At 37.6% G+C, this 24968-nt stretch carries 30 protein-coding genes; 5 read left to right on the top strand and 25 right to left on the bottom strand.

Going from position 1 to position 24968, the window contains the following annotated elements; all coding sequences use genetic code 11:
• Nucleotides 1-28: 28 nt before the first annotated feature.
• The 6 genes from ACMGGO_RS04190 to ACMGGO_RS04165 form a co-directional block, all read right to left on the bottom strand.
• Nucleotides 29-1822: an assimilatory sulfite reductase (NADPH) flavoprotein subunit gene (locus ACMGGO_RS04190; protein ID WP_288579728.1), complete on the bottom strand. Its 1794-nt coding sequence runs from the start codon at nucleotides 1820-1822 to the stop codon at nucleotides 29-31.
• A gap of 43 nt (nucleotides 1823-1865) precedes the next feature.
• Nucleotides 1866-2015 carry a YezD family protein gene (locus ACMGGO_RS04185; protein ID WP_004228347.1) on the bottom strand — a complete coding sequence of 50 codons (150 nt, stop codon included), beginning with the start codon at nucleotides 2013-2015 and terminating at the stop codon, nucleotides 1866-1868.
• Nucleotides 2015-2755, bottom strand: a complete 741-nt coding sequence (locus tag ACMGGO_RS04180; protein WP_374805752.1) for a sirohydrochlorin chelatase — start codon at nucleotides 2753-2755, stop codon at nucleotides 2015-2017. Before ACMGGO_RS04180 ends, ACMGGO_RS04185 begins: the two co-directional genes overlap by 1 nt.
• 12 nt (nucleotides 2756-2767) lie before the next feature.
• Nucleotides 2768-3541: a uroporphyrinogen-III C-methyltransferase gene (gene cobA, locus ACMGGO_RS04175; protein ID WP_420281623.1), complete on the bottom strand. Its 774-nt coding sequence runs from the start codon at nucleotides 3539-3541 to the stop codon at nucleotides 2768-2770.
• 352 nt (nucleotides 3542-3893) lie between these two features.
• Nucleotides 3894-4097, bottom strand: coding sequence for a hypothetical protein (locus ACMGGO_RS04170; RefSeq protein ID WP_016991509.1), 204 nt, complete (start codon nucleotides 4095-4097; stop codon nucleotides 3894-3896).
• Nucleotides 4098-4232: 135 nt separating this feature from the next.
• Complete coding sequence (locus tag ACMGGO_RS04165) at nucleotides 4233-5741, bottom strand: leucyl aminopeptidase (RefSeq protein ID WP_279495890.1); 1509 nt, start codon at nucleotides 5739-5741, stop codon at nucleotides 4233-4235.
• 123 nt (nucleotides 5742-5864) lie between these two features.
• Between ACMGGO_RS04165 and ACMGGO_RS04160 the strand changes: the two genes are divergently transcribed.
• Nucleotides 5865-6347, top strand: a complete 483-nt coding sequence (locus ACMGGO_RS04160) for a divergent PAP2 family protein (RefSeq protein ID WP_048394429.1) — start codon at nucleotides 5865-5867, stop codon at nucleotides 6345-6347.
• Nucleotides 6348-6435: 88 nt separating this feature from the next.
• Here ACMGGO_RS04160 and ACMGGO_RS04155 read toward each other — a convergent pair whose 3' ends face one another.
• From ACMGGO_RS04155 to ACMGGO_RS04130, 6 genes are all read right to left on the bottom strand, one after another.
• Entirely contained in the window at nucleotides 6436-6765 is a 330-nt protein-coding gene (locus ACMGGO_RS04155; RefSeq protein ID WP_004228336.1) for a YuiB family protein, read from the bottom strand.
• Between the two features lie 244 nt (nucleotides 6766-7009).
• Nucleotides 7010-8803, bottom strand: a complete 1794-nt coding sequence (locus tag ACMGGO_RS04150; protein ID WP_004228334.1) for a carbon starvation protein A — start codon at nucleotides 8801-8803, stop codon at nucleotides 7010-7012.
• Between the two features lie 117 nt (nucleotides 8804-8920).
• Nucleotides 8921-9664, bottom strand: coding sequence for a LytTR family DNA-binding domain-containing protein (locus ACMGGO_RS04145; RefSeq protein ID WP_319839510.1), 744 nt, complete (start codon nucleotides 9662-9664; stop codon nucleotides 8921-8923).
• Nucleotides 9665-9670: 6 nt separating this feature from the next.
• Nucleotides 9671-11422, bottom strand: coding sequence for a sensor histidine kinase (locus ACMGGO_RS04140; protein WP_054549439.1), 1752 nt, complete (start codon nucleotides 11420-11422; stop codon nucleotides 9671-9673).
• A 25-nt stretch (nucleotides 11423-11447) separates the two neighbouring features.
• Nucleotides 11448-11945 carry an NUDIX hydrolase gene (locus tag ACMGGO_RS04135; RefSeq protein ID WP_036078588.1) on the bottom strand — a complete coding sequence of 166 codons (498 nt, stop codon included), beginning with the start codon at nucleotides 11943-11945 and terminating at the stop codon, nucleotides 11448-11450.
• A gap of 321 nt (nucleotides 11946-12266) precedes the next feature.
• Nucleotides 12267-12641, bottom strand: a complete 375-nt coding sequence (locus tag ACMGGO_RS04130; protein ID WP_048394421.1) for a HesB/IscA family protein — start codon at nucleotides 12639-12641, stop codon at nucleotides 12267-12269.
• 186 nt (nucleotides 12642-12827) lie between these two features.
• Here ACMGGO_RS04130 and ACMGGO_RS04125 point away from each other — a divergent pair, with 186 nt between their 5' ends.
• Nucleotides 12828-13520, top strand: coding sequence for a DUF2225 domain-containing protein (locus ACMGGO_RS04125; RefSeq protein ID WP_048394419.1), 693 nt, complete (start codon nucleotides 12828-12830; stop codon nucleotides 13518-13520).
• 50 nt (nucleotides 13521-13570) lie between these two features.
• Here the strand turns inward: ACMGGO_RS04125 and ACMGGO_RS04120 are convergent, their stop codons facing one another.
• Complete coding sequence (locus ACMGGO_RS04120) at nucleotides 13571-13807, bottom strand: NifU family protein (protein ID WP_004228295.1); 237 nt, start codon at nucleotides 13805-13807, stop codon at nucleotides 13571-13573.
• 83 nt (nucleotides 13808-13890) lie between these two features.
• Between ACMGGO_RS04120 and ACMGGO_RS04115 the strand changes: the two genes are divergently transcribed.
• Nucleotides 13891-14226 carry a YuzD family protein gene (locus ACMGGO_RS04115; RefSeq protein ID WP_054549443.1) on the top strand — a complete coding sequence of 112 codons (336 nt, stop codon included), beginning with the start codon at nucleotides 13891-13893 and terminating at the stop codon, nucleotides 14224-14226.
• 54 nt (nucleotides 14227-14280) lie between these two features.
• Here ACMGGO_RS04115 and ACMGGO_RS04110 read toward each other — a convergent pair whose 3' ends face one another.
• Nucleotides 14281-15345: an NAD(P)/FAD-dependent oxidoreductase gene (locus tag ACMGGO_RS04110; protein WP_004228288.1), complete on the bottom strand. Its 1065-nt coding sequence runs from the start codon at nucleotides 15343-15345 to the stop codon at nucleotides 14281-14283.
• A 269-nt stretch (nucleotides 15346-15614) separates the two neighbouring features.
• Here ACMGGO_RS04110 and ACMGGO_RS04105 point away from each other — a divergent pair, with 269 nt between their 5' ends.
• Entirely contained in the window at nucleotides 15615-15851 is a 237-nt protein-coding gene (locus ACMGGO_RS04105; RefSeq protein ID WP_004228286.1) for a YuzB family protein, read from the top strand.
• 79 nt (nucleotides 15852-15930) lie between these two features.
• Here ACMGGO_RS04105 and ACMGGO_RS04100 read toward each other — a convergent pair whose 3' ends face one another.
• Together ACMGGO_RS04100 and ACMGGO_RS04095 are read right to left on the bottom strand one after the other, a co-directional pair.
• On the bottom strand, nucleotides 15931-16683 hold the full coding sequence (locus ACMGGO_RS04100) for a TIGR01457 family HAD-type hydrolase (protein ID WP_066038189.1): 753 nt from the start codon (nucleotides 16681-16683) through the stop codon (nucleotides 15931-15933).
• Nucleotides 16680-17132 (bottom strand): DUF86 domain-containing protein, encoded by a 453-nt coding sequence (locus ACMGGO_RS04095; RefSeq protein ID WP_009371987.1) that lies wholly within the window; start codon nucleotides 17130-17132, stop codon nucleotides 16680-16682. The genes ACMGGO_RS04100 and ACMGGO_RS04095 overlap by 4 nt, the downstream gene beginning before the upstream one ends.
• 88 nt (nucleotides 17133-17220) lie before the next feature.
• On the opposite strand from ACMGGO_RS04095, the gene ACMGGO_RS04090 reads away from it, so the two are divergent.
• Entirely contained in the window at nucleotides 17221-17487 is a 267-nt protein-coding gene (locus tag ACMGGO_RS04090) for a DUF3055 domain-containing protein (protein ID WP_009371988.1), read from the top strand.
• An 83-nt stretch (nucleotides 17488-17570) separates the two neighbouring features.
• Here the strand turns inward: ACMGGO_RS04090 and ACMGGO_RS04085 are convergent, their stop codons facing one another.
• From ACMGGO_RS04085 to ACMGGO_RS04045, 9 genes are all read right to left on the bottom strand, one after another.
• Nucleotides 17571-17765 carry a hypothetical protein gene (locus ACMGGO_RS04085; RefSeq protein WP_279495903.1) on the bottom strand — a complete coding sequence of 65 codons (195 nt, stop codon included), beginning with the start codon at nucleotides 17763-17765 and terminating at the stop codon, nucleotides 17571-17573.
• 51 nt (nucleotides 17766-17816) lie between these two features.
• The gene (locus ACMGGO_RS04080; RefSeq protein ID WP_279495904.1) at nucleotides 17817-18344 is read right to left on the bottom strand and encodes a D-glycero-alpha-D-manno-heptose-1,7-bisphosphate 7-phosphatase; all 528 of its coding nucleotides are present in this window, start codon (nucleotides 18342-18344) and stop codon (nucleotides 17817-17819) included.
• Nucleotides 18345-18458: 114 nt separating this feature from the next.
• Nucleotides 18459-18806: a YutD family protein gene (locus tag ACMGGO_RS04075; protein WP_004228271.1), complete on the bottom strand. Its 348-nt coding sequence runs from the start codon at nucleotides 18804-18806 to the stop codon at nucleotides 18459-18461.
• 33 nt (nucleotides 18807-18839) lie between these two features.
• On the bottom strand, nucleotides 18840-19757 hold the full coding sequence (gene lipA / locus ACMGGO_RS04070) for a lipoyl synthase (RefSeq protein ID WP_004228269.1): 918 nt from the start codon (nucleotides 19755-19757) through the stop codon (nucleotides 18840-18842).
• Between the two features lie 107 nt (nucleotides 19758-19864).
• Nucleotides 19865-20662, bottom strand: coding sequence for a sporulation protein YunB (gene yunB / locus ACMGGO_RS04065; protein ID WP_048394406.1), 798 nt, complete (start codon nucleotides 20660-20662; stop codon nucleotides 19865-19867).
• A gap of 23 nt (nucleotides 20663-20685) precedes the next feature.
• Nucleotides 20686-21795, bottom strand: coding sequence for an HD-GYP domain-containing protein (locus ACMGGO_RS04060; protein ID WP_066038192.1), 1110 nt, complete (start codon nucleotides 21793-21795; stop codon nucleotides 20686-20688).
• Nucleotides 21796-21828: 33 nt separating this feature from the next.
• A complete protein-coding gene (locus ACMGGO_RS04055) occupies nucleotides 21829-23196 on the bottom strand; it encodes a bifunctional metallophosphatase/5'-nucleotidase (protein WP_048394403.1) in 1368 nt (455 codons plus the stop codon).
• Between the two features lie 20 nt (nucleotides 23197-23216).
• Complete coding sequence (locus tag ACMGGO_RS04050; RefSeq protein WP_054549446.1) at nucleotides 23217-24041, bottom strand: sulfite exporter TauE/SafE family protein; 825 nt, start codon at nucleotides 24039-24041, stop codon at nucleotides 23217-23219.
• Entirely contained in the window at nucleotides 24041-24898 is an 858-nt protein-coding gene (locus tag ACMGGO_RS04045; protein ID WP_305193376.1) for a DUF72 domain-containing protein, read from the bottom strand. Before ACMGGO_RS04045 ends, ACMGGO_RS04050 begins: the two co-directional genes overlap by 1 nt.
• Nucleotides 24899-24968: the final 70 nt, after the last annotated feature.

Here is a 24968-nt window from a genome sequence, read left to right as displayed (position 1 = left end):
GTTTTCGAGAAATTTGTGTTGAACTCCATTAATAAACGTCACGTTGGTAGCGTTTTTGCTGTTTTAATTCATTCACATAGGCTTTTGCTTCCTCTGGTGTTTTCTGTCCTTGCTGCTCAATAATTTGATGAATGGTTGCATCCACATCAGATGCCATTGATTTTTCGTCACCACATACATAAATGACAGCCCCCTGCTCCAGCCACTCATAAAAACTTGCGGCATTTTCTTGCAATTTATGTTGAACATAGATTTTTTGGTCTGTATCACGTGAAAAGGCTACATGCATGTGACTTAATGTGCCAGCAGCTAGCCAACGTTGCCAATCCGTTTGATAGAGGAAATCCGTAACAAAATGCTGATCACCAAAGATGAGCCATGCTTTCCCCTCAATCCCTAACTCTTCTCGCTCCTCTAGAAAAGCTCGATATGGTGCAACACCTGTGCCTGCACCAATCATAATAATTGGCGTTTCATTATTCTCTGGCAATCTGAAATTCGGATTTTTATGAACATAGATTGGTAATGTATCACCTATTTGTATTCGTTCTGCCACACTTCCAGAGCAAACACCAAGACGTTGTCTACCTGCTGTTTCATAGCTTACCTTGCCAATCGTTAAATGAACCTCTTCGCTATTGGCCTTTTGGCTACTAGCAATAGAATAAAGTCGAGCTGGAATTTTACGCAGTAACTCTACAAATTGCTGTGCACTCCAAGTAAATGGTGTAAATTCCTCTACTAGGTCGAGCAAGTCTCTTCCTTTTGCATAGTCCTTCCAGGCTTTTGGTTCTTCAAATAGCTTAGAAAATTCTTTATGCTCTGTATAAGCAGCAATTTTTTCGAGTAACGGTTTAGATAACACCGTAATTTCTAATTTTTTCTGTAGTGCTTCTTTTATTGTTATTGTTTCATCAAAAACAGTCACTTCTGTCTCCGAATCAAATTGAAGTGCTGTCAGCAATGCATTGACTAATTGTTCATCATTCTCTGGCAGAATGCCAATGCTATCGCCAGGTTCAAAATGAAAATTAGCTCCCTCAATCGATAATTCAAGATGACGCGTCTCTTTATTGGAGCCACGACCATTTAGATTTATATTTTCAAGTACTTCAGCGTAAAATGGATTTTTTCTTGAATATGTAGATTCTTCAAGTACTTGCGCCCCTTCGGTGTGTGCTGAAGTAGACGTTGCTGAAGTTGTATGCTGAAGAAATTCCTGTTGAACCGCGGAGAACCACTGTGCAGCTGCGTCATCATAATCTACATCGCAATCTATACGAGGAACAATTCTTGTTGCACCTAATTGCGCAAATCGCTCATCGAAGTCCTTACCTGTCTTACAAAAAAATTCATAGGAGCTATCCCCTAAAGCAAGAACCGAATATTGTAGGTGTTCTAGCTTAGGCGCCCGCTTGCTATGCAAAAATTCATAGAATTGTATCGCTTGATCTGGTGGATCTCCCTCTCCATGTGTACTCACAATAAGTAATAGATTGGTGATCTTTTTTAAATTACTAGCTTTAAATTTCCCTAATGATGAGACAGTTACATCTACCTGCTGCTCTTTTAAAGCTGCTGCATACTTTTCAGCTAATCCTTGACTATTGCCTGTTTGGGAACCATATAAAATTGTTATTGTTTTGGTAATCGGCTGGGCTGCTGGTGGTGCCTGTTCAACAATTGCTTCAAGAGTTGCTTGGGGAGCACTTAGGTAACCGTTTAGCCAAAATTTTTGTTCAATTGTTAATTTAGGGAGAAGCTCGTTTAATAACTTCACCTGCTCTTCATTAAATGGACTGTTTATTACTTGTAATTTCAATCTTTGCCACCTCACGAATCATCTTCATTTCATATTTTTTAATTTATCGAAGCCTTATTTTTTCCTTTTTCTCAATCTGAACCACATAGGAATTTTGAACAATCAATGTAATTGATCCGTGGTTCACAGTATTTAACATTTGGCGGACATTATCTAATGCTAGATTTACATTTTCAGTTCTTTTATCTACCATTACGAAACACCTTCCTCTTTAAAATGTAGTAATTCATCAATACGTTCCACTAATACTTTTTTCACATTGTCGTCATAGCCTAAGCTTTCACATAACATAATGTTTTGACTGTCAAAGCCTTGTAATCGCTTGGCAATACTTTGTCTTAAAATGCCTGTAAATAATAAATAAGGGACAATAAAAATTTGCTGTTGCTTCCCTTTAACTTGCAGTAACCAGTCTTCAAAGGTTGGTCCCATTCCGTATAAGAAGCATGTATCAACGGCTTTATAGTGATATTTAGTACGTAGCCTTTTGGCAATTTTGGCTAAATCCATCTTGACGGCTGGATCACTACTCCCACGTCCTATGAGTAAAACACTCGCATTGCTGTTAGGTTGCTGTTTTTCTATTATCCTAGCTTGTAATGTGTCAATTAATCGTTCATGAATGCCAAGAGGCTCACCATATGTAAACTTTACATATGGGTATAGTTTTTGAGCTTTTGCCATTTCTTTCGGAATATCATGCTTTGCGTGTTGAGCAGCTAGTAGGAGAATAGGCATTACGGCAATCGCTGTTGCCCCTTTCCGAATACAGCTAGCAATGCCTTCTGCAATGGTTGGTGTTGCCAGCTCTAGAAAGCATATTTCCTGAATAGCTACTGTCACTTCTTGTTGTACGCCTTGAAGAAAGTTTACGGCCTGCTCTACACCTTCCTTGACACGACTGCCATGTGCAATATATAAAATAGCCTGCATAATCCCACAACCTTATCCCGTTATTTGGATTGGCTGTGCGGGGTTTTGCTCAAACCAATGAATGGTTTCTCTTAAGGTCACAACCTTCCCTACTAATATGATGCTAGGGTTATGAATATTTTCTGTACGCACAATTTCCTCAATTGTAGCTAAAGTCCCCGTAACAGTTCTTTGCTTAGTAGAAACTGTTCCCCAGTGAATAACAGCCACAGGCGTTTTTTCATCACGGCCATATTTGAGTAATTGTTGACGGATATACGGAAGATTACCAACACCCATATAAATGGCAATCGTATCAATTCCTTTTGCAAGACTTTCCCAACGGATAGCATCTTCTTTTCCATCCTGCATATGCCCAGTAACCATAGCAAAACTTGAACCTAAGTTACGATGTGTGACAGGAATACCTGCATATGCTGGAGCTGCTATACCTGACGTAATACCAGGCACAATTTCAAAGGGAATTTGATGCTTCACTAACACATCTGCCTCCTCTGCCCCTCTACCAAAAACAAATGGGTCTCCTCCTTTTAATCTTGTGACAACATATCCTTGTTGGGCATAATCAACAAGCGTTTGGTTGATTTGCTCCTGAATCATGGCATGTTGCTGAGGCAATTTCCCGCAAAAGATTAATTTAGCGTCTTTCTTGGCATAGGCTAATAGCTCTTTATTAATGAGTCTGTCATATAAAATGACATCTGCACATTCAATGCAACGTAATCCTTTAATCGTAAGGAGGTCAACATCTCCAGGACCTGCACCAACAATATAAACTTTCCCCATTTCATCTCACTCCTTCTGTCAATTACGCCTCGTTGTCATGGCATTTCAGATTGATTAAACTTACTAATAAGGGTCCTCGATTTTCTAAACCTGACACTTTGCTTTCGGTACAAAAACCTTTACTAAATTAAGATAAAGAAAAAAGGCTAATATTATCCTTAGACACAAAAATGCCTATGAATAATAAAAGCCTCTAGTTTGCTAGTCAGCCACATATTTAATTCTTAGTAATATAATAAGAATAATAAATAATTTAGTATATTCTGTCAACACTAATTTTGATACTTCGTTAGGCACAATAAAAACCAGTTGTCGATATCAAGATCGACAACTGGCTGATCTAATTATGTGCTTACCATGGTCTACGATATCGCGGACCTGGTCGAAAATATGGACCTGGTGGATATGGTCGATAGTTTGGATAATATGGATTGTAAGGATATTGATTAAATTGAGAGCCAAGGAAACTGCCTAAAAAACCACCAAAAAACGGTGCGCCAAATGGCCAAATAAAGCCTCCAAATCCTCCGCCTGGATAACCTCCGAAATTGCGCATATGCTACCTCCCCTTTTTACTCTATCGTATGAAGGAAGATACATCTATCATATGTAGAATGCCTATTCTATCGAGATTAGTGCATAAATCACAAAAAATCAGCGAGAATAAACTCCCGCTGATTGACATGCTTTATTATTTTTCTTCCCCTAAACGTTGGACAAAATTCGCGAGTGTACGGACCATAACACCAGTACCACCCTTAGGTCCTAAATCATGTACAGCTACTGCATCAGATGTGCCTGCTATATCCAGGTGAATCCATGGTGTATCACCAACAAATTCGCCCACAAAACCGCCGCCGAAAATCATATGACCATCACGACCAGGTGAATTATTTAAATCAGCTACATCTGATTTTCGAATTCGTTTTTTATCACTTTCTGTTAAAGGCATACGCCAAACAAATTCATCAGTCTCTTTTGCAGCTTCCATAAATGCTTCAAAAAATGCATCATCATTTGCAAGAGCACCTGTTTTATCCATACCTAGTGCAGTAATAACGCCTCCAGTTAAAGTAGCAACATCGATCAGTGATGTAGCCCCTTGCTGTTTAGCATATGTAGTTGCATCTGCCAGAACTAAACGCCCTTCTGCATCCGTATTTAATACTTCTACCGTTTTTCCGCTGTACGTCGTAATCACATCATCTGGTTTAAACGCTGTATCAGACACCATATTATCTGTAGAACCGATAACGGCTACAACATTTTTATTTGGACGTAATTCACCGATAATTTTCATCGCACCAAGTACAGCAGCGGCACCGCCCATATCACCTTTCATACCAACCATAGAGTCCTTTGGTTTTAAAGAATAGCCGCCTGTATCATACGTTACACCCTTACCAACAAGGCCAATTGGATCTTCAAAATCTTCAGTCGCTTTATATTTTAAGGTAATTAATCGTGGTTCTTCATAAGAGCCTTGGTTAACACATAATATACCACCCATACCTAGTTCCTCTAATTGTGCTTTATCTAATATCTCTACTTCAAAACCGTATTCCACAGCAAGAGATTGTGCATAGTTAGCTAAATCCGTAGCTGTTAGTAGGTTTGGAGGTAAATTAATTAAGCTACGAGCTTCATTGACAGCATCTGCATAAATCACACCTACCTCAAAGCTTGCTACCACTTCATCTAAATCCTCTGCTGTAGTCACAAGGTGAACAGCATCAATACGTTTATCTACTTCGTTTGAAGTTGTTTTATAATGTGGGACAGCATAATAGCCAAGGCCAATTCCTTCACCCGCTAAAAATGCTACATCTGCTGTTGAAATTGACTCTGTTGTAAATGATTCAAGCCAGATGGAATACTCTTTTACTTTTAAAGATCTTAATTCTTTTCCCACTAAACCAAATGCTGTGCGAATATCACCTTCTGTGAGGTTTTTACGCTCATCTAAACCTACAAATACAATACGTTTCAGGTTAGCATGGTCTTTCACAAATGGTAATTTCGTTAGTTTCTTTAATTCAGTTGAGACGTCTCCTGCACTAATCCATGTATCAAGGGCTTCACCGTAAAAAGATGAAAAGCTTGCCCAGTCCTGCATTTGTTCACGATGTTTTGTGACTCCTACCACTAATAGTTCAGTAGAAATCGTTTCAAATGTTTTTGCTTCTTTTACAATATGCATGTAAATTCCTCCATTCCATATACTATTATAACGAAGTTTCTGAAAAGCGCGTAATATTTGCCTATATCTTCTTTTAGAAAATAATGAATGTTATAATAAAAGCAATTATTTGCGAAGGTTGTGATGAAATTGAGTTTACTCCACAATACCCCATTACTAATTGCCCTCTTTGCGGTTCTCTTTGCACAGTTTGTTAAAATCCCCATTCATTTTTTAATGACCAGACAAGTAAAATGGGGACTTTTTACCTCAACAGGTGGAATGCCTAGTTCTCACTCTGCTTCTGTCACTGGATTGGCAACCTCAATTGCCTATGAGACGGGTTTGGAATCCCCCATTTTTGCGGTAGCCGCAATGTTTTCCATTATCGTGATGTATGATGCTAGTGGTGTTCGTTACCAAGCAGGTCAGCATGCAGCCATTTTAAATCAACTGCGTAAGGATTTCCAAACATTGCTTCATGATTTAAAAAAATGGCCACAGATGGACGGACAAGAAAAAATGGAGGAATTAAAAACATTATTAGGCCATAAACGAAGTGAAGTATTTTTTGGGGCTCTAACGGGTATTTTTATCGCCATCATAGCCTACGAGTTTTTCATCTAACAGACATCAACACATCCTCTAGAGGAGGCTGTGTTTTTTTGTATAAAAAAGTATTCTTTCTTCAATTGAAGAAAGAATACTAAGCACGTTAGAACATTCGATAGCCACTTTTACGTAAATAAATCATCACGATACCAGCCACAATAGAACCCGCAAAGCCACCTGATAAAATAGCAATATCCACAAACTGAAGTGCCTGTAATTTATCAATTAATGCTGGGAATGCAGAGCCTGGCTTAAAAATATAATCTAAGAAGCTTACTTCATCTACAATAAAGATGACAACAATTGGATACACAATTGCCATTAACCATGTCATCCGTAACAGCATATTTAACAAGAATCCGATACCAAAGAACATGACGAAAAATAACAAAATAGAAATGATTAACTGCACTAATGAAACTGGACCATCCATGTATGTATAACCTCCGTTTTCCTCTCATTAGTTTACATGATTACGACACCGCTTTCAATGAACATATCCTTGTTTTCGCTTGTTCGTCATATTTAGGAAAATCATCAATCGATCATCTATGGTTGATCTTTGAATTTAGGGGTATATGCTTCTTCCGCGGTATTTGCTTCTCCTTCGTCGTAGATGCTTTTTTCACCAAAAAACTATTGAAGACAAATGCTTATCTTCAATAGTTTCTATGATTTTATGAAGTTGATTGAGCTACTAAAAACTTTGGTGATTTCCAAAGCTGTGCCCATTTTTTAAATGCTGTCAGCACAATTAAGAAGCCAAGCATTAACATGATAACAGATAAAATCCCATTTAACATATTAAAGCCTGCAGCGGCTGGATTCCAGTATACATTTTTAATCATCCAATAGCCTGCAACGTTGACCGTAATGTATAAATAAGCCAATGGGATAAAGCATGTCAATGCATAGATGCGTTTATCTGCGACCTTCAATACCATCGTCACGCCACATACTAGACCAATGGCTGCCATTAGCTGATTGGATACACCAAATAATACCCAGATTGAGCTTATATCCCCTGAATACAATAAATAGCCCCACATAAAGCAGGCAAGTGCACTAGCAAAAATTGTACCTGGTACCCAATTGGTACGCTTCAGTGGTTTATAAACATTGCCACCAAAATCTTGTATTAAATAACGAGCTACCCTTGTTCCAGCATCAATGGCTGTAAGAATGAAAACCGCTTCAAACATAATGACAAATTGATAGAAGTACGAAGATAACTCTGCGAACCAAGGAATACCTGTAAAGATATCTGTCATACCAACTGCTAGCGTTACAGCACCTCCTGTTCGTCCTTCCAAGTCCATGCCGATACTTTGAGACAATGCTTGTAGATGAACGGGCTCCATTCCTAATGTAGCAAATACAGCTGGTGCTGAGTTAATAGCAAAATAGTCGGCTGGATGAAGAGCAGTAGCTGCGATTAAAGCCATCACACCTACTAGTGACTCTACTAACATAGCACCAAAGCCTACAATACGGATGTCCTCCCAACGATCAATCATCTTAGGTGTTGTTCCTGAGCCTACAAAAGCATGGAAGCCAGAAATGGCACCACAGGCAATTGTAATAGAAACAAACGGCCACACAGGACCGGCAATTACTGGTCCACCACCATGAATAAACTCTGTCAATGGTGGGAATTGAATAGCAGGATTAACAAAGAAAACGCCAATAATTAGTGCAATAAATACCCCAATCTTCATGAAACTACTTAAATAATCACGAGGTGCTAATAAAAGCCACACAGGTAATGCAGCGGCAAAAAAGGCATAGATTGGTAAGATGATAGCTAATGTATCCCGATCAAATGTTAAAAAATCACCGAATGCTGTGCCTTGAATAAGCGGTCCGATAAATACCCCAATCATTAATAAAATAAAGCCTATAGTAGATGTAACAATTAAATTGCCTGTTTTACGATAGGCAATACCCACAAGCATGGCGATTGGTATCGTAATACCTACAGCAAACGTTCCCCATGGATTGCGCTCTAAAGCACCTAACACCACCATCGAGAGACCTGCCATTGTAATCGTAATAATGAATAGCATCGCAAGGCCTGTACAGAAACCTGCGATAGGGCCTAACTCCTCCTTCATCACTTCCGATAGGGATTTACCACCATGACGCATGGAAGCAAATAAAACAACAGCATCATGAACTGCCCCACCAATTACTGCTCCGATTAATAGCCATAGAAGTCCAGGCAAATACCCAAATTGTGCAGCTAGGATTGGTCCAACTAAAGGTCCTGCTGCTGCAATCGCTGCAAAATGATGCCCAAAGGTTACCCACTTATTCGTCGGAACATAGTCTTTACCATCTTCCAAAGCGTGGGCTGGGGTGGGCGTATCATCTTTTATTTTAAGTACCTTCTTTGTAAAGAAAATGCCATACAAACGATAGCTGATCATCAAAATACAAATAGACCCTATCACTATTGTAATCGCATTCATGCAAACACCCCTTTTACTTTTTCCACATCATAGCAAAGGAATGTCCATATTATTCATAAAATAACTGAAATGTCAGAAATTAAAGTTGAAAGGTAGTAGTTGTCCGTTGAAATGCAACTACTTCGATAGGTCAAAAATTTTCCGTACATCCTTCATATATAGCCTACTTACTGGAATGGAATGTCTGTTATGCACAATTAAATTAAATTTAGAACTACTCCAAGGCTCTAATTCCACAATATGCTCTAAATTGACAATATACGCGCGATGGACACGTACAAAGCCTTTTAAGGTAAGTCTTTTTTCTAACGCGGCCAATGATTCAGAAGCAAAAAAACGCCCCTGCTCTGTCACAACAACCGTTTTACTATCCTCAGAGGTACAATACAAAATATCCTGTATTTTCAATAATAAAATTCGATCGTTTACATAAACTGTTAACTTATCGAGCTTGTCCAACTGAGTTGCCTTTAACTCCTCCATTGTTTTTGCTTGCGCAGCTCTTTTTTTAGCTAACAGTTTTTCCACAGCTGTTTGTACCCTTTCTGCCTCAAAGGGTTTCAATATATAATCAAATGCATTGACTTCAAATGCCTGCAAAGCATAGTCATCGTAGGCTGTAGCAAAAATAATTTCAGGTCTCTGTGCATTCAGTAATAATTGTTTGGCTAAGTCAAGTCCATTGTTCATGCCTAATTCAATATCTAGAAATATACAATCGACTTCTTCAAGCTGTGACGCTTTGCACAACTCCTCAAGATTTTCAGATTCACCACAAACATTCACTAATGCTGTTTGCTCTAGTAAATATCGCAGTTCCGCGCGTGCTAAGGGTTCATCATCCACAATATATACATTCAAATTTTTCTACTCCCATCTAGTCGCCTTTAACGGCAGTTGAATCATAATTTTTGTGCCCACATCTAACGTACTTGTTATATGAAAATCCGCTTCAGAACCATAAATTTCATGGATCCTCTGATAAATATTCCAAAGAGCGGTTCCTGTCCCCTGTTCAGATTGCATTATACGCTTGCCAAGTTGTTTTACCTGCTCCTTCCTCATACCACAGCCGTTATCTTCCGTTAACAGGACCAGCTTATCATTCACACGTTGTACTTTGACATAGATTTTGCCTTCATTACGATTTTTAAAGGCATGATAAATAGCATTCTCGACAAGAGGCTGTAAGGTAAATGGAGGAATTTGCACATCAAAGAGTGTTTCATCCATGATAAATTCAACTTCGTAACGATTTGGAAACCGTGTTTGCTCAATAGATAAATAAGCTTCAACATGATCTATTTCATTTTTCAGTGGAATGAGCATTTGCCGTGCGCCCTGCAGATTGCTTCTAAAAAATGTACTAAGCTTGATTAATAATGCTCTTGCCTCATCTGCATCTGTCCGAATCAAGCTTGAAATAGTATTCAGACTATTAAAGAAGAAATGTGGATGAACTTGTGCTTGTAATGCCTTGATTTCAGCATCCTTTAATAATTTTCGCTGTTGCTCAATTTCAGCATATTCAAGCTGAGAGGAAAATAGTCTACTCAAACCCTCTGCTAGCTCCTTCTTCACCCCTGTCAAAGAATCCGCTTTAGTGAAATAAAGCTTTAAGCTTCCCACTGTTCGATGCTGTACCTTCAAGGGCAAGACAATGGCAGCACTTAATGGGCAGCTAGCGTGTGGACATTGAATTTCCTTTTGAGATGTAGCCATTAAAATTTTGCCTTCCTCTAATACTCGTTTTGTCAAAGCTGTCATGATTTCTCGATGAATTAAATGATGATCCTCCCCAACGCCAACATGTGCTAACACCCCATTTTTATCGGTAATAGCGACCGCATCTACTTTTATTTCTCTTTTAATAATTTCTGCAACCGTTTGGCATGATTCTTCATTCAAGCCCTTACGAAAATGCTCAATTGTTTGTTGGGCAATTGAAAAAGCTTGATGGGTTTGTAATGCCTTTGTTCGCTCCTCTTCATCAATAAACGTTTTAATAATCATGAAAAATAAAAATATCCCAAAGGCATTCATTAAAATCATCGGCATTGCAATTAATGAAACTAACTGCAAGGCCTGCTCAAATGGCTTCGCGACTACTAAAATCACCAGCATTTGAATCGTTTCTGCACAGATGCCGATAATGACTGCTTTCTTATAGGAAAAAGTTTGACGTATTTTAAAGCGTTTACTTAAACCACCTGTAATAAAGCCAGCTAGAATCGTTGAAACACCGCAGGCTATTGCTGTAAAACCACCAAGTGTAATTCGGTGAATACCTGCAATAATTCCTACACATACACCAACAAGTGGTCCACCAAAAATTCCTGCAATGGCGACACCAATTAATCTCGTATTAGCAATGGCCTCCTCCGCATTGATCGTACTATGTATCATCTGATTTAAAGGATGGATTGTCCCACTTTCAATTTTAATCCCTGTATAACTGCTGATAATACATAGGCTACTAAAGATAATAATGAGCCATATTTTCTCTTTCGTTCCTTGCTCCTGAAACAGCTTTTCTCGAAAGAGTCGCCATCTTGACATTAAAAAGGCAAACACAATGATCAGCCCAACTCGCTCTAACATAAATAAAAACAGCTCCATCAAAGGTCACCTCCTAAAAGTCATATTATTTTTTAAAGAATAAACGATAAGAGGTATAACCAAAAATATCCCCTGGATTAATCCCTTCTATCGCCTCTAATTGATGTCTTTCAAATTGATTGGAAGCCATTTCCTTTAACATCACAGAGGTTGTTTCATCTTGTGCTAGTTCCTGTGGATACAACCATTTAGCTTCTAAAATTTCTTTTTCTTGAATGGAAACCTGCTGCTGCTCATCTAGCATTCGACAATAAAAAATCGCCATATTATCACTGATATCATCACGGATGACACCTGTTCTAAATCCAATTAAGCCTGAGACTCTACAATCGATGCCTGTTTCTTCTTTGATTTCACGAATAACCGCTTCATCTACCGTTTCTCCTGCATTAACAAAACCTGCTGGCAATGACCAACGTCCTTTCAATCCGCTATAAGCCTTTTTCACAACTAACCATTGTCCAAGCTCATTCACCGTAACACCTGATACACCCAACCATATTTTCCCTCGATCTTTTCTCATAACCTTCACCTCTATCTACCTATTATACCTGCTCACTTTCTATGGAATGAAGCATTTATTCTGAATTTTACAGTTAATCCACAGTGAAAATGCTTCTTTCATTCAACCTCAATGAAAGAAGCTATTATACATTGCCTTGAATTTCACTAAATAAGGTCATAAAAATTTGTTGGAAGTGTCAGATGATTTTTAACATAGTTACTTACAAACGGGAAAATAAAAAGAAAGAAAAAAGCTCCTTTCATTCATCATGTTTTGCAACATCATCAATCAAAGAAGCCTATTATTGTTAGCCCATTATTCGAATGGATTTATTTACTTTTACTCACAAACCTCAGGTGTACCTTCACGCTTTGCTGTTCTGAAAGACGTACCGCAGCCACATGATGCAATGGCATTTGGATTATCGATTGTGAAGCCACCGCCCATTAGCGATTGTTTATAGTCAATTTTTGTTCCCATCAAAATCGGCGCATCTTCACGGGAAACAAGAATTGTTAAACCATGCTGAACATCTTCAAAATCATCATCTTTTTTCTCTTTATCAAAATGCATGCCATAGGATAGCCCGCTACAGCCGCCACCATTCACCACTACACGTAAAAAAGAACCTTGTTCTTCATTATGCTCCATCATTTCATTAATATGAAAGCCAGCAGCCTGTGTCACTTCTATAATTTGCTTTGTACTTGTCATCCCAATCACCTTCCTTCTTACGTATTATCATAACAATTTTGACCATTGTATGACAAACATTCAGCTTCAAGTCGATTATAAGTTATAATTCTCATATTTTTCACATTAATAGTATTTTTTATTCATGTTAATAAAAACATCATTGGTATAATAGTTACAACGAATTCTTGGCAGGGGGTAATATATATGGAGATTTCACCATATTATGAGAAAAAAATTCAATGTTTAAATTGCAAAAAAGAATTTCCAACATTAAAAGTGCGTTCAAAATTTATTAAAGTAGATCATACGGAAACAGATTTTCAACCTATTTATGCAGATGAAGTGAATGCTCTCTATTATAATGTTTTTGTATGTGAACATTGTGGCTTTTCCTTTACAGAAGACTTTACAAAATATTTTGCACCGGGTATCCAAGATGATATACGTACACAAATTACAGAAAAATGGGTGCATCATGATTTCAAGGGTGAACGTACCGTATTTCAAGCGATTCAAGCCTATAAGTTAGCGTTTCTTTGTGGCACGATTAAAAAAGAAAAAAATGTAGCGATTGCTGGACTAACTCTACGTCTTGCATGGCTTTATCGTTCCTTAAACAATAGTGGACAAGAAGAGCGCTTTATGAAATTAGCACGTGATTATTATATGGAATCTTATTCTACCGAGGACTACAGCTCTACACAAATGTCAGCTGTCCGAATTATGTATATGATTGCTGAATTATCTAGACGTATTGGAGATATTGAAAATGCGACACGCTTCTTTTCTAGAGTCATTGAAAAACAAAGTGTCGGTGGTGAGGCAAAAATTATAGATATGGCGAAAGAACAGTGGGCCATTATTCGTGAAGAAAAAGAACATGCGCGTCATAAATAGGTAAATAAAAAAGTTCTAGCTTGCAAACAGCTAGAACTTTTTAAAAAGGCTTAGAATACTTGCTCTACTTCCACGATACCTGGTACTTCTTCTAATAATGCTCGTTCAATACCAGCTTTTAATGTAATCGTAGAACTTGGGCAACTGCCACAAGCACCTAATAAACGTAATTTCACAACGCCATCCTCAACATCTACTAATTCACAGTCTCCACCGTCACGTAGTAAGAATGGACGTAATTTATCTAATACCTCTTGAACTTGGTCGTTAATTGTTGCTTCTGCCATTTATCTCGACTCCTTTCCTTATAATGATTATAATGTTAGCAACAGAAAAAATCCAATATTGAATCACAAGGAGAGAAAATACTATGCCATCAACAAAACCTATGATTGAAATTTATGGAACAGCTGTCATCTGTGCTAGTTGTGTCAATGCCCCATCTTCCAAGGATACATATGAGTGGCTACAAGCAGCCATCAATCGCAAATATCCAGATCAAGCATATGATATTCGCTATATCGATATTGAAGGTCCAATTGAGAATGAACGCGACCAAGAGTATGCGTCACGTATTCAAGACGATGAATTTTTCTACCCCCTTGTCCTCATTAACAATGAGGTAGTTGGAGAGGGCTATGTCCAATTAAAGCCTGTATTTACGGCCCTTGAAAATTTAGGGTTTGTCCCAGACGAAACGGTTTAATAAAAATAAAGGGATTGTTTCAAAATGATTTTTGAAACAATCCCTTTCAGCTAATTAATCATTTTGACGTTTGTAATACCATAATAATCCTGATTTCATTAAGCGAGCGATACGCCCAGTTACTGTTGTATCAGCTAAGTATACAAAGCCTTGTTTTTTACCAAGAGCTCCCATAAAGCCTTTTAATTTAATATCTGGCATCTTCTCTGGTAAATGTTCACCTTTCCAACGCATACGAAGTACTTTCACAATTTGCTCCGCTTGTTCCTCTGCTAATTGTGCTGTTGGGGCTAAATCTGATGAAGCACAATCTCCTACAACATAGACATGTTCATCATCGAGTAAATTAAAATACTGTGTGACAAGTGGACGGTCATGTTTATCTTTCTCAACATCCATATCACGCACAATTTTGACTGGCTGGACACCCGCAGTCCAAACCACTGCATCGAGTAAAATTTCATCATCATGATTAAAAATTTTACCTGGCTCTACTCTTGTAATATTTGAATTGGCAACCACATCAACATTATGCTTAACAAACCAATCCTTTACATACTTACTTAGTTTTTCTGGAAAATCTTTCAATATACGTTGACCACGGTCAAATAGCTTGATTTTTAAATCTGAGCGACTTTCACGTAGCTCACTTGCAAGCTCAATTCCACTTAGGCCAGCCCCTATAATTCCAACTGTAGACCCAGCTGGTAACCCACAAAGTGCTTGGAATGTTGCACGTGATTTACCCATTGTTTGAATGCTGTACGTATACTCTTCCGCACCTGGTACACCATGATATTTATCTTCACAGCCAAGCCCAATGACTAAATCATCATATTCTATACGTTGTCCGTCTTCAAGAATGACTACTTTTTCCGCACGATTAATTTCAACGACTTCTCCATATACGGCTGTTAAACGTTCATGCTCTGGGAAGCTTACACGAATTTCTTTATCTGTTGCTGTCCCTGCCGCCAATGCATAAAACTCTGTTTTTAAACTATGGAAAGGGGCTCTATCTACTATAACTACCTCTCTGTCTAATGGTAGGCTGTTTAATAGACGAAGCATGACACGCATATTGCCGTAGCCGCCACCTAAAAGTACTAATTTTCCCATAATAGTCTCCTTTTATATCTCTTTTAATAATTGTTCACAAAGTATCCACAAACGAGTATAACCGATTGTGAGAAGTTTCACAATATCAGAATGAAATTTTGTGAAAGATTTCACAAAATAAACGAGAACTTGTTCATTTCTATTGATTTTTAAGCCATTAATAACAAATTCCCTTTATCTTTTATTAAAAAACGTTTCTTTTCTCTTAAACATAAATAATTGACGAAAATCGTAAAACCGAGTAGCATTACTTTGGTGAGGTGACATGGATGAATCCAATGGTTGAATTTTGTATAAGTAATTTAGCAAATGGCTCTCAAGCAACTTATGAAGTACTCGAACGCGATCCAAACATCGACGTTTTGGAATATGGCTGCCTCAGTTATTGTACAAAGTGCTCAGAATCCTTTTATGCAATAGTAAACGGTGAATTAGTAGAAGCAGATTCTCCTGATGAATTAACGAAAGCCATTTATCAATTTATTGAAGAAAATCCTTTATGGTAGTTTTCTAAAATACCTATATGAATAAATTTGAACAAATAAAAAGGATGTTATGCTGAAAATTAGCATAAACATCCTTTTATTACTTTAGTACGTCCACTACATATGTAGGTTGGCATTCTTTTTCGAGGACAATCTTTGTAGGCGTCACCCCAGTATTCACATGAATGGTGTCACAGCCAAATCGAATGCCACACATAATGTCCGTATCATAATTATCACCGATCATTACCATGTCTTCTTTCGCAATTCCATGTTCGGTCGCAATTACTTCCAGCATGGCTGGCGATGGCTTACCAATATAGATTGGTTCAACATCTGCAACTTCTCCTACCAAGCGTGCAAAAGAACCATTGCCTGGTAAGAACCCATATTCTGTTGGGAATTTAATATCCTGATTCGTGGCAATAAAGGTCGCTCCTTGCTGAACAAAAACCGTTGCCCTAGCAAGTGCCATATAATCAAGCGTACGATCAATCCCCATAACAAATACATCGGGCTCATCCTCAACAGGCACAATATTTTCATTGAGTAGTGCCTGACGAATACCATCTGTACCCATCATCGCTACCTTTTTGCTTGGAAAATGTAGGGCCACATACTTTGCTGTGACCAATGCACTTGAATAAATATGCTCTAATGGCGCGTTCACGCCAATAGACAGTAAAGCTTCTTGCAGTTGTTCTCGCGTCTTCGAAGAATTATTCGTTACATAGAATGGCTCAATTCCTGCTTGCTGTAAACGATGAATAAAAGCTACCGCAGAAGGAATACCTTCCTTCCCACGGTAGACAGTACCATCTAAATCAAAGCAATAGGCCTTATATTGTTTCATTGATGATCCTCTGGCAAAAATGCTGAAACAGGTCCTAATTCATTTGTTAAATAATTATGAACTGCTGGCGAGAACTGCTTTAAAGCCGTTAGATTAGCTGTTAGTACATGGATAACCTCTTGGATATCTACCTCTATAAACTCACGTACTAGCATTTTACGTAAGCCAACAACTGCTTTGTATGGTGCTTCCAAATCAGCAGCTACAACTTTTTCATCGACTAAAATATCAATAATATCCTCGTAGCTTCCTGGATCGCGCATAATGAAACCGTCAATCATTAAATTTCCTACATCCATCATTGACTCCATAATGTTGTGTCCAATTCGCTCGATAGCTAATTTCTTTATATCATTCTGAAGCCAGTTATCCTCTGTCTCCAAAATAGTTAATAGCCCATCTAAGTACTGTAAATTTTTTGTGATTTTATTACGATCTACAAAATACACAAGGAAAGCCCCCATTCAAATCTTTAAAAGTTGATAGTCTTTTCTCTTCTATAGTACCATAACTATAGGATTGGAAGGAGATTAAAAGATGGAACGTTTTTTTTTATATGATGATGTAGAAGATACGAAAACAAGATTTGTTAGTTTTGCTGGACAAAAGCTACGTTATGATTTAGCTATATTACAATCTGGCCGCTTCTTTGGAAAAGTGCTTGTCATGGATATCCAGTTCGGTCGCTTTGCTATTATTGGTCCTGATGATGTAGAAGAGCCTGGTTACTTAGAACATGTGTACAATCGCACAGAGGAAGAAACAATCGAATTACGGGAATACTTGCGTGAATTATTGAACTAACACCCATTTTATTGGGTGTTTTTTTATATAACATAAAAAAATTTCGCTAACCCTGAGCGATTGCGAAATCTTTTTACGTATTGTTATTTATTTAAAGTGGATGGATTATCTTTATTATGGGGCTTGTCTTTATTTTCATTATCATTTTGCTTTTTCGCTTGCTGATTTTGACCAATCACAGCTAAATCGTCTACACTAATATCAAAACCATACCCATATTCCTCTCGATCTAATGGCTTTTTATTGCGGTTTTCTTTTGCCAACATCATCACCTCCATTCATAAATTATCCCTTTTTTAATGATTTATACGCCCTTTTTCTCAATACATTTAAGCTGTGACATCCTTAATAATCCACTGGGCAGCGCTTATTAAATCTGGAAAGACAGCATCTGCTAATGGATCTTGTTCTCCTAGGAAAACACCCTTTGTTCCTGCCCGTTTTCCTGCAATAATATCCGTATCTGTATCGCCAACCATATAGGATTTTGATAAATCAATGTTATATTTCTTTCCTAAATCCACAATTAATTTGCTATTGGGCTTGCGGCAGGCACAACCTGACTTAGGTTTGTGCGGACAATAAACGACTTCATGGATTACTGCCCCTTTTTTCTCTAGCTCCTTCACCATATGTTCATGTATTTTCTGTAAGCCACTTTCCTTCATAAAGCCTAAACCAACCCCACCTTGATTTGTCACGACAAACACATAATCAAAATGCTTATTTAGCTTTCTGATTGCTTCAGGCACTTGCGGTAAAAAGTACAAATCCTTAGGCTTATTCACAAACTTCACACGATTGGTCAGTACTTCATTGATAACACCATCACGATCTAAAAATACGGCTCTTTTCATTTGCAACACACCTTCGATAAGCTGTTTTGTGCTTTAGTTTTCCCCAATTACACAAAAGCTAACAATCATGAAAAAAAACCTGATGCCTATCACATCAGGTTTTTGTATAAGAGTTTATTCTGCTAAAGGTTCATGGTCTGTTGGCTTTGTTACTTCACTCATATCCACTACTTCTGGCTGTTTCATAACTTTCCCCAATTTACGTAATACGAAATAAGCACAGCCAAAATTACAGTATTCGTATAGATAATCTTGAAGCGTACTTATTTTTGTATCAAAAGTGGATTTTTGATTTTTATCATCAAAAAACCCCTTTAAACGTAACTGGTTATAGCCCCAATCACCTACAATATAATCGTATCTGGCTAAGATATCTGAGTATCTTTCCTGAAAAACTTCCTCCTGAAAGGCCTCGCGATAATCTTCTATTAGTTCATATTCTAATCCTTCAACTATGATCAAAGTGACACCACCCTTTTCGTTCAGCCTTGACGTTTACACTTCCGCTTGTAATTGACGTTCTTTCGTTGCAGCATTTACTTGTTCGTCTGCATGATAACTACTACGTACAAGTGGGCCAGCCTCACAATGCTTAAAGCCTTTCTCCATGGCAATCTTACGCAGTTTACCAAATTCTATTGGTGAATAGTATTTTTTAACTGGTAAATGCTTTTTCGTTGGCTGTAAATATTGACCGATCGTCATAATATCTACATTATTTGCACGTAAATCGTCCATGACTTCTAAAATTTCTTCATGTGTTTCGCCTAATCCAATCATTAGTGATGATTTCGTTGGAATTTCAGGCTGCATCTCTTTAGCTAAACGCAGGAACTCTAAAGAGCGTTCGTATTTTGCACGAGCGCGCACTCTAGGTGTTAAACGGCGTACTGTTTCAATATTATGATTTAAAATATCTGGTTTTGCATCCATTAACATTTGAAGGTTCTCCTTCATCCCGCCTAAATCTGATGGCAATACCTCAACAGATGTGAAAGGACTTTTACGACGAATTGCACGTACTGTTTCTGCTAAAACTTGCGCTCCGCCATCCTTTAAATCGTCACGTGCGACCATTGTAATAACAACGTGCTTTAAATTCATAATGGCTACTGAATCTGCAACGCGCTCTGGTTCTGCCAAATCTAGTTCATTTGGTAAACCTGTTTTCACTGCACAGAAACGACAAGCACGTGTACAAACGGAACCAAGAATCATCATGGTAGCAGTACGTCTCTCTCCCCAGCATTCATGGATGTTTGGACAACGAGCTTCTTCACATACTGTATGCAGATTTTTCTCACGCATCAGCTTTTTAAGCCCTTTATATTCATCATTCGTGTTTAGTTTTATTTTTAGCCAATCTGGTTTTCTTACATGTTCTTCTTTACTTGTAGGTTTACAAGATGTCATACGAATATCGCCCCTATCAAAAATATACATTTTTTAATATTAACTATCTTCACTGTTGTCAATGTAACATATTAAAGGCACTCCAACAACTATCACAACAAACATTTCTATTTATAAGGGACAGGTATTTCTATGGACGGTTGTGGCGCGTCACTACTATTGGTATAAATGTTTGGAACAGGTCCCCTTGTTAGGCCCATCGCTACAGGTATATCCTGTGCAACGGTAGAAGATTTACTAGCGAAAGGAACAATAATCTGAACATTTACCTCTAAATGAATACCTACCTCCACATAAGCACTATTGATTCCAAATTCTTGAATAGAGGATGTCACATTACTATGAACATTCCCAATCACATGGAAGCGAATCGGGATCTTTGGCCCCAAATTTCCAAGCAAGGGAATATTGGCTGCTTGACCAAGCGGTACAAAAAAGACAATGCCATCACCATCTTGGATCCTGTTAATATCATATTCAACATTATCTAATTCAGGTAAATGGGATAGCTCTCCCTGTTCAGCTTGCTCCAAATACATTTTAACAAGCTCTAATGTCTCTGCTCGAACACGATTAATGATTTCTGTATTAAACTTAGTCGTCATCATTTCAGACGTACCTGGAGGAATATCTTCAATGATATCATTTACATCTAATACATTAGAGGTACGTGAATTAATGGCTTTACTCACAACATATGAGGCAATCTTCGTAGTTTGCACTTCCGCATATTGCAAATAGGTTGGCATGAGCCGTTCATTTAAATAATAAATAAATAATATAAGGCAAACAACCATACTAACAATTAAAATCGTTAATTTATTAAGACGCATTCCCCTTCTACCATATGAGCGTAATTTCATTCTTTTTCGAGGGAAAAACAAAAAAATCTCCTCCTGTTCCATAACGTATGAACAGGAGGAGTAATTTATTCTACTTTTGCGGGAACCACATAATCCGTCTCAACATTTTCAATTGTTACATCAGGATAATCCACTAAATTAATTTCATATGTAGCTGCCAGCAATTGATCTTGTTCTTCAAAAATACGAATCCATGGTAATGCTGCATCCAACGTGTTTTGTCTAGATACAATCCCACGGCGTCCATCTGATAATTTTAAAATAACACCATTTGGATAATGAACAACAGCTCTTTTTAAAGCTTTTACAATTCGAGCATCATAAAGAGTGCCCGAGCCAGCTTCAACAATAGCTAGTCCTTGTGAAGGGAGCATCTTCTCCCGGTATACACGATTCGTTGTCACCGCATCAAAAACATCTGCAACACCAATTATCTTGGCAAATGGATGAATTTCAAAGTCAACAAGTCCTCTTGGATAGCCACTTCCATCAATACGTTCATGGTGTTGGAAAGCACAGTGCGCCACAAGCAGAGAGATTGAATGTAAATTCCGTAATAAATCAAAACCGTAACGAGCATGCATCTTCATCATTTCAAACTCATCATTCGTTAAACGTCCTGGCTTTGTTAAAATATCTTTCGGTACCATTAGTTTACCGACATCGTGTAATAATGCACCTATCCCGATCAAACGTAAATCCTCAGCAGAGTAGCCAAGTTCTTTGGCAATGGCAATAGAATACAATGTCACTTGGAAAGAGTGTTGATATAAATATTCATCAAATAAATAAGCATCTGTTAAAATGGTTAGAATTTCATTATTTCCAGTAACTGCAGAAAGTAATTCATCTACGATCGAAACAATTGTCTTTGATTGCTGATCTAATATATAAGAAGCATTTACTGGATTCAAACCATCAATGGACTGGAACGAATCCTTTATAGTTTTGATGACTTTATTTCGCATAGCAGGTGGAACGGTCTCTTCTACTTCTATTCCCTCAGAAATCTCATCGTCAATATATAAATAATGTGTATTTAACTGTTGAAGTCTTTGAATAATACGGTCATTAATGACAACATCTTTCTTTAAAAGCGGATGACCTGCCTCATTCCAAATGGTTCTTCCTAATACCATTCCTTCTTTTAATACATCGATTGAAATTAATCGCATGACTTCTTCCCCATTCCATTCTTTAAACTCTCTCTATTGTTTAAAGAATCTTTGACCATAATCTATCATAATGTTTCGTAAAAATTCAGGTAAAATATATTGTTTTTTTGCATATTTAAAACTTGGATAAAAATAACCAAATGTAAACAGATCCAATGTGACCAGTTTATAAATGTGATTTTGATCTGCTAGCTTACCATTAATTAATAATTGCCGATTTTCATTCATGGAAAATCCATATGTCAATATTTTTCCAAAAATGACGCCTCTAAACCCTAGTCCTTTTAGTTCGATATAGGGCCATTCTTCATTTTTAGATTGCATATAAATTTCTTTCATTTCAGCGACGGATAATTCAATTGTACATAAATTAATTGGATGTGGAAAAATTCGGTGCAAATCTAAGGCAGTCACTATTCCCTTAGGAAGACCATCTAAAAATATCCCTGCATTGAATAATGCACAGTCCGCTCCGCTTTTTTCCAAAATTGCATGTGCAAATAAATCAGATAGCTGTGAATAATGGAACCATTCCTTGTTGTAGGCTTTTTTTGTTGTAAAAACTGGAGTATCCAATATTCTGTTTCCTTCATCCTCCAAAAACTGTACCACTTTCTGTTCATTTTTAACAATTGGCAAATCCTTATTATGAATTAAAGTATCCTTTTTTTCAACAATTTTCCTCAATTTTTTATCATATTCTATGATAAGATGTCCAGTATATTGGCCAAACTTACCTCCACCTGTCAGTAAAACCCCATTAATCACTTTGCCCTCTGGTAGGACATGATGAGTATGAGAGCCGAATATAACATCAATTTCTGGACACTCATCCGCTAAGAGCTCATCCTCTGTAATGCCTAAATGGGATAAGCATACAACAATGTCTACTTCTTCACGTAGTTGATGCGCTAAACGTAGCAGTGTACTTCTAGCGTCGTCCATATGCCAATTTAATTCTTCATAATATACTTCAAACATGGCCGTGGCTGCAATGACGCCAATCTTCGTACCCATTGCTGTTGTTAAGATTACATAAGGCTTCATCCATGCTGGCTTCTTCCCGTGGGAGGCATATACATTTGCAACCACAACATCAAAATTAGCATTGTCATATAAGTGGAAGAGCTCTTCATGGGATAATGTAATACCTTCATTGTTGCCGATTGTCACCACATCGTAACCCGCCTCATTTAGCAATCGCACATTACCTTTCCCAACTGTTGCTTCTGTATAAATGTTGGAACGATCTAAATGATCTCCAACATCAAACAAATAGCTTGTTTCCCCGATATTCCCTAATTTATTGCGCATTTCTTTCACATAGCTTTGCATTCGTGGCCAATACTTAAAATGACTATGCAAATCATTTGTGTGAAAAATATGGATCTTTTCAAGCATTAAAGCCACCTCACTTCAAATTAAGCTAATATGCCTTCTATAATAGATCGAATTCCTAGTAATAATAGAATAATCCTTAAAGCTAGTACAAGTGTATCGGATTTAATCCTCTTATTTAACGCAGCACCCAGCTTTGCTCCAACATAAGCACCAGGAATAACTGGAATAGTATAAAGCCAAGGTACATGACCGAAATAAACATGGCTTGCAGAATTAACAATGGACGTTAAAAATACCATAAACATCGATGTTGCCACCGCGACATGTGGGGGGAATAAGAATAAAATAATCATTGCTGGCACGATCATGGAGCCGCCACCTATTCCAAATAAACCAGAAGCAAAGCCAATACCAAATGTTAATGTAATAGCAAACCAAATGGGATAGCCATATACATAGGTTTTTCCCTCAGAGTCAGTAAACTCTTGCTGCATACCATTTTTTACAAACCATTTTACAGGCTTCAGTTTGTCTCTCACAAGCAAAATAATCGATAAAATAATAAGTAAAATACCGAAATATAAATTAAAGGATGGTAAATCTAATCCTTTATTGACCCATGCGCCAAGGATTGTTCCTGGAATACTTCCAATAAAGAATATAAAACCACTTTTATAATCCACCGTTTTAGATTTCATATAGCTTAGCGTGGAGGCAAGTCCCGTGAAAATCATCATCACCACTGATAAACCGACTACTTTTTGTGGTGTAATATCTGGGATCATTCCTAAATTTAAGCCGATGTATAATGTTGCTGGTACTAATACTACACCACCACCTAGCCCAACTAATGAGCCAATTAGACCAGCAAGCAAGGCAATGATGACTAATAAAATAAACTCCATTATAGTTCCCCTTCAAACATGTTTAATTGTTTAGGTGCCAACCCGACATCGTTAATATTCAACATACCTTGTAGCTCCTTTGCGTTTTTCGCTGCATGATTACCAGAATTATTATTAAATAAAACGAAGAGTTCATTGACCTCTGGTTCAAGCTTTTTCATGCTATCCCCAAGCTGCTGTAATTCTTCTTTATTATAATCATATAAGAAGCGAACTTTACGCCAATTTTCTGCATTTCCTGTGTTCCGCCATCCATGTATATTGCGACCATGGAGACGAATCAACGCTTTATTTGCAGTCACTACAGGGTAGAAAGGAACAGATCCTACACCAGCCTGTGGTTCATCACAAATCGTATGGATAAATTGATGTTCTCGTAAGAAATCTATCGTCTGCTTGACAACATTTTCTGCATACCATGTTTGATTTCGAAATTCAATCGCTACTTCAAAATCCTTTAGCTGCTGTCGGATATACAATAAATATTGCACATTTTTTCCTTGGCAATCAAACCATGGTGGAAATTGTGCTAATACCATGGCTAGCTTTCCATAACGTTTAAATTCATTGGCACATTCAATAAATACATTGAACATATCATTTTTTGATTCAAAGGGAATCTCTCCACGTAAATGACCCGTCATTCCTTGGTAAGCTTTCACAACAAAACGGAAGTTTTCAGGTGTATCCTCACACCATTTCCGAACATGCTCTTTGGCTGGTATGGCATAAAAAGAAGTATCTACTTCAACCGTTAAAAAATGACCTGTGTAATCAAATAATTTATCCTTTGAAGTAGTCACTCCACTATAAAGTGAAGGGTGATCGCCCCAACCAGTTAATCCTACTACAATCATGTGACATCCTCCTCTATGTACATAATCATAGCACACAGTATGTCATTACAAATAAACATCATGTAAAAAA

Origin of the sequence: Lysinibacillus sp. BNK-21, from assembly GCF_048684915.1 — a bacterium.
GTDB lineage: Bacteria > Bacillota > Bacilli > Bacillales_A > Planococcaceae > Lysinibacillus > Lysinibacillus capsici.
The sequence above is the reverse complement of the archived record's forward strand: the minus strand, read 5'-3'. Positions and strand labels throughout refer to the sequence as shown.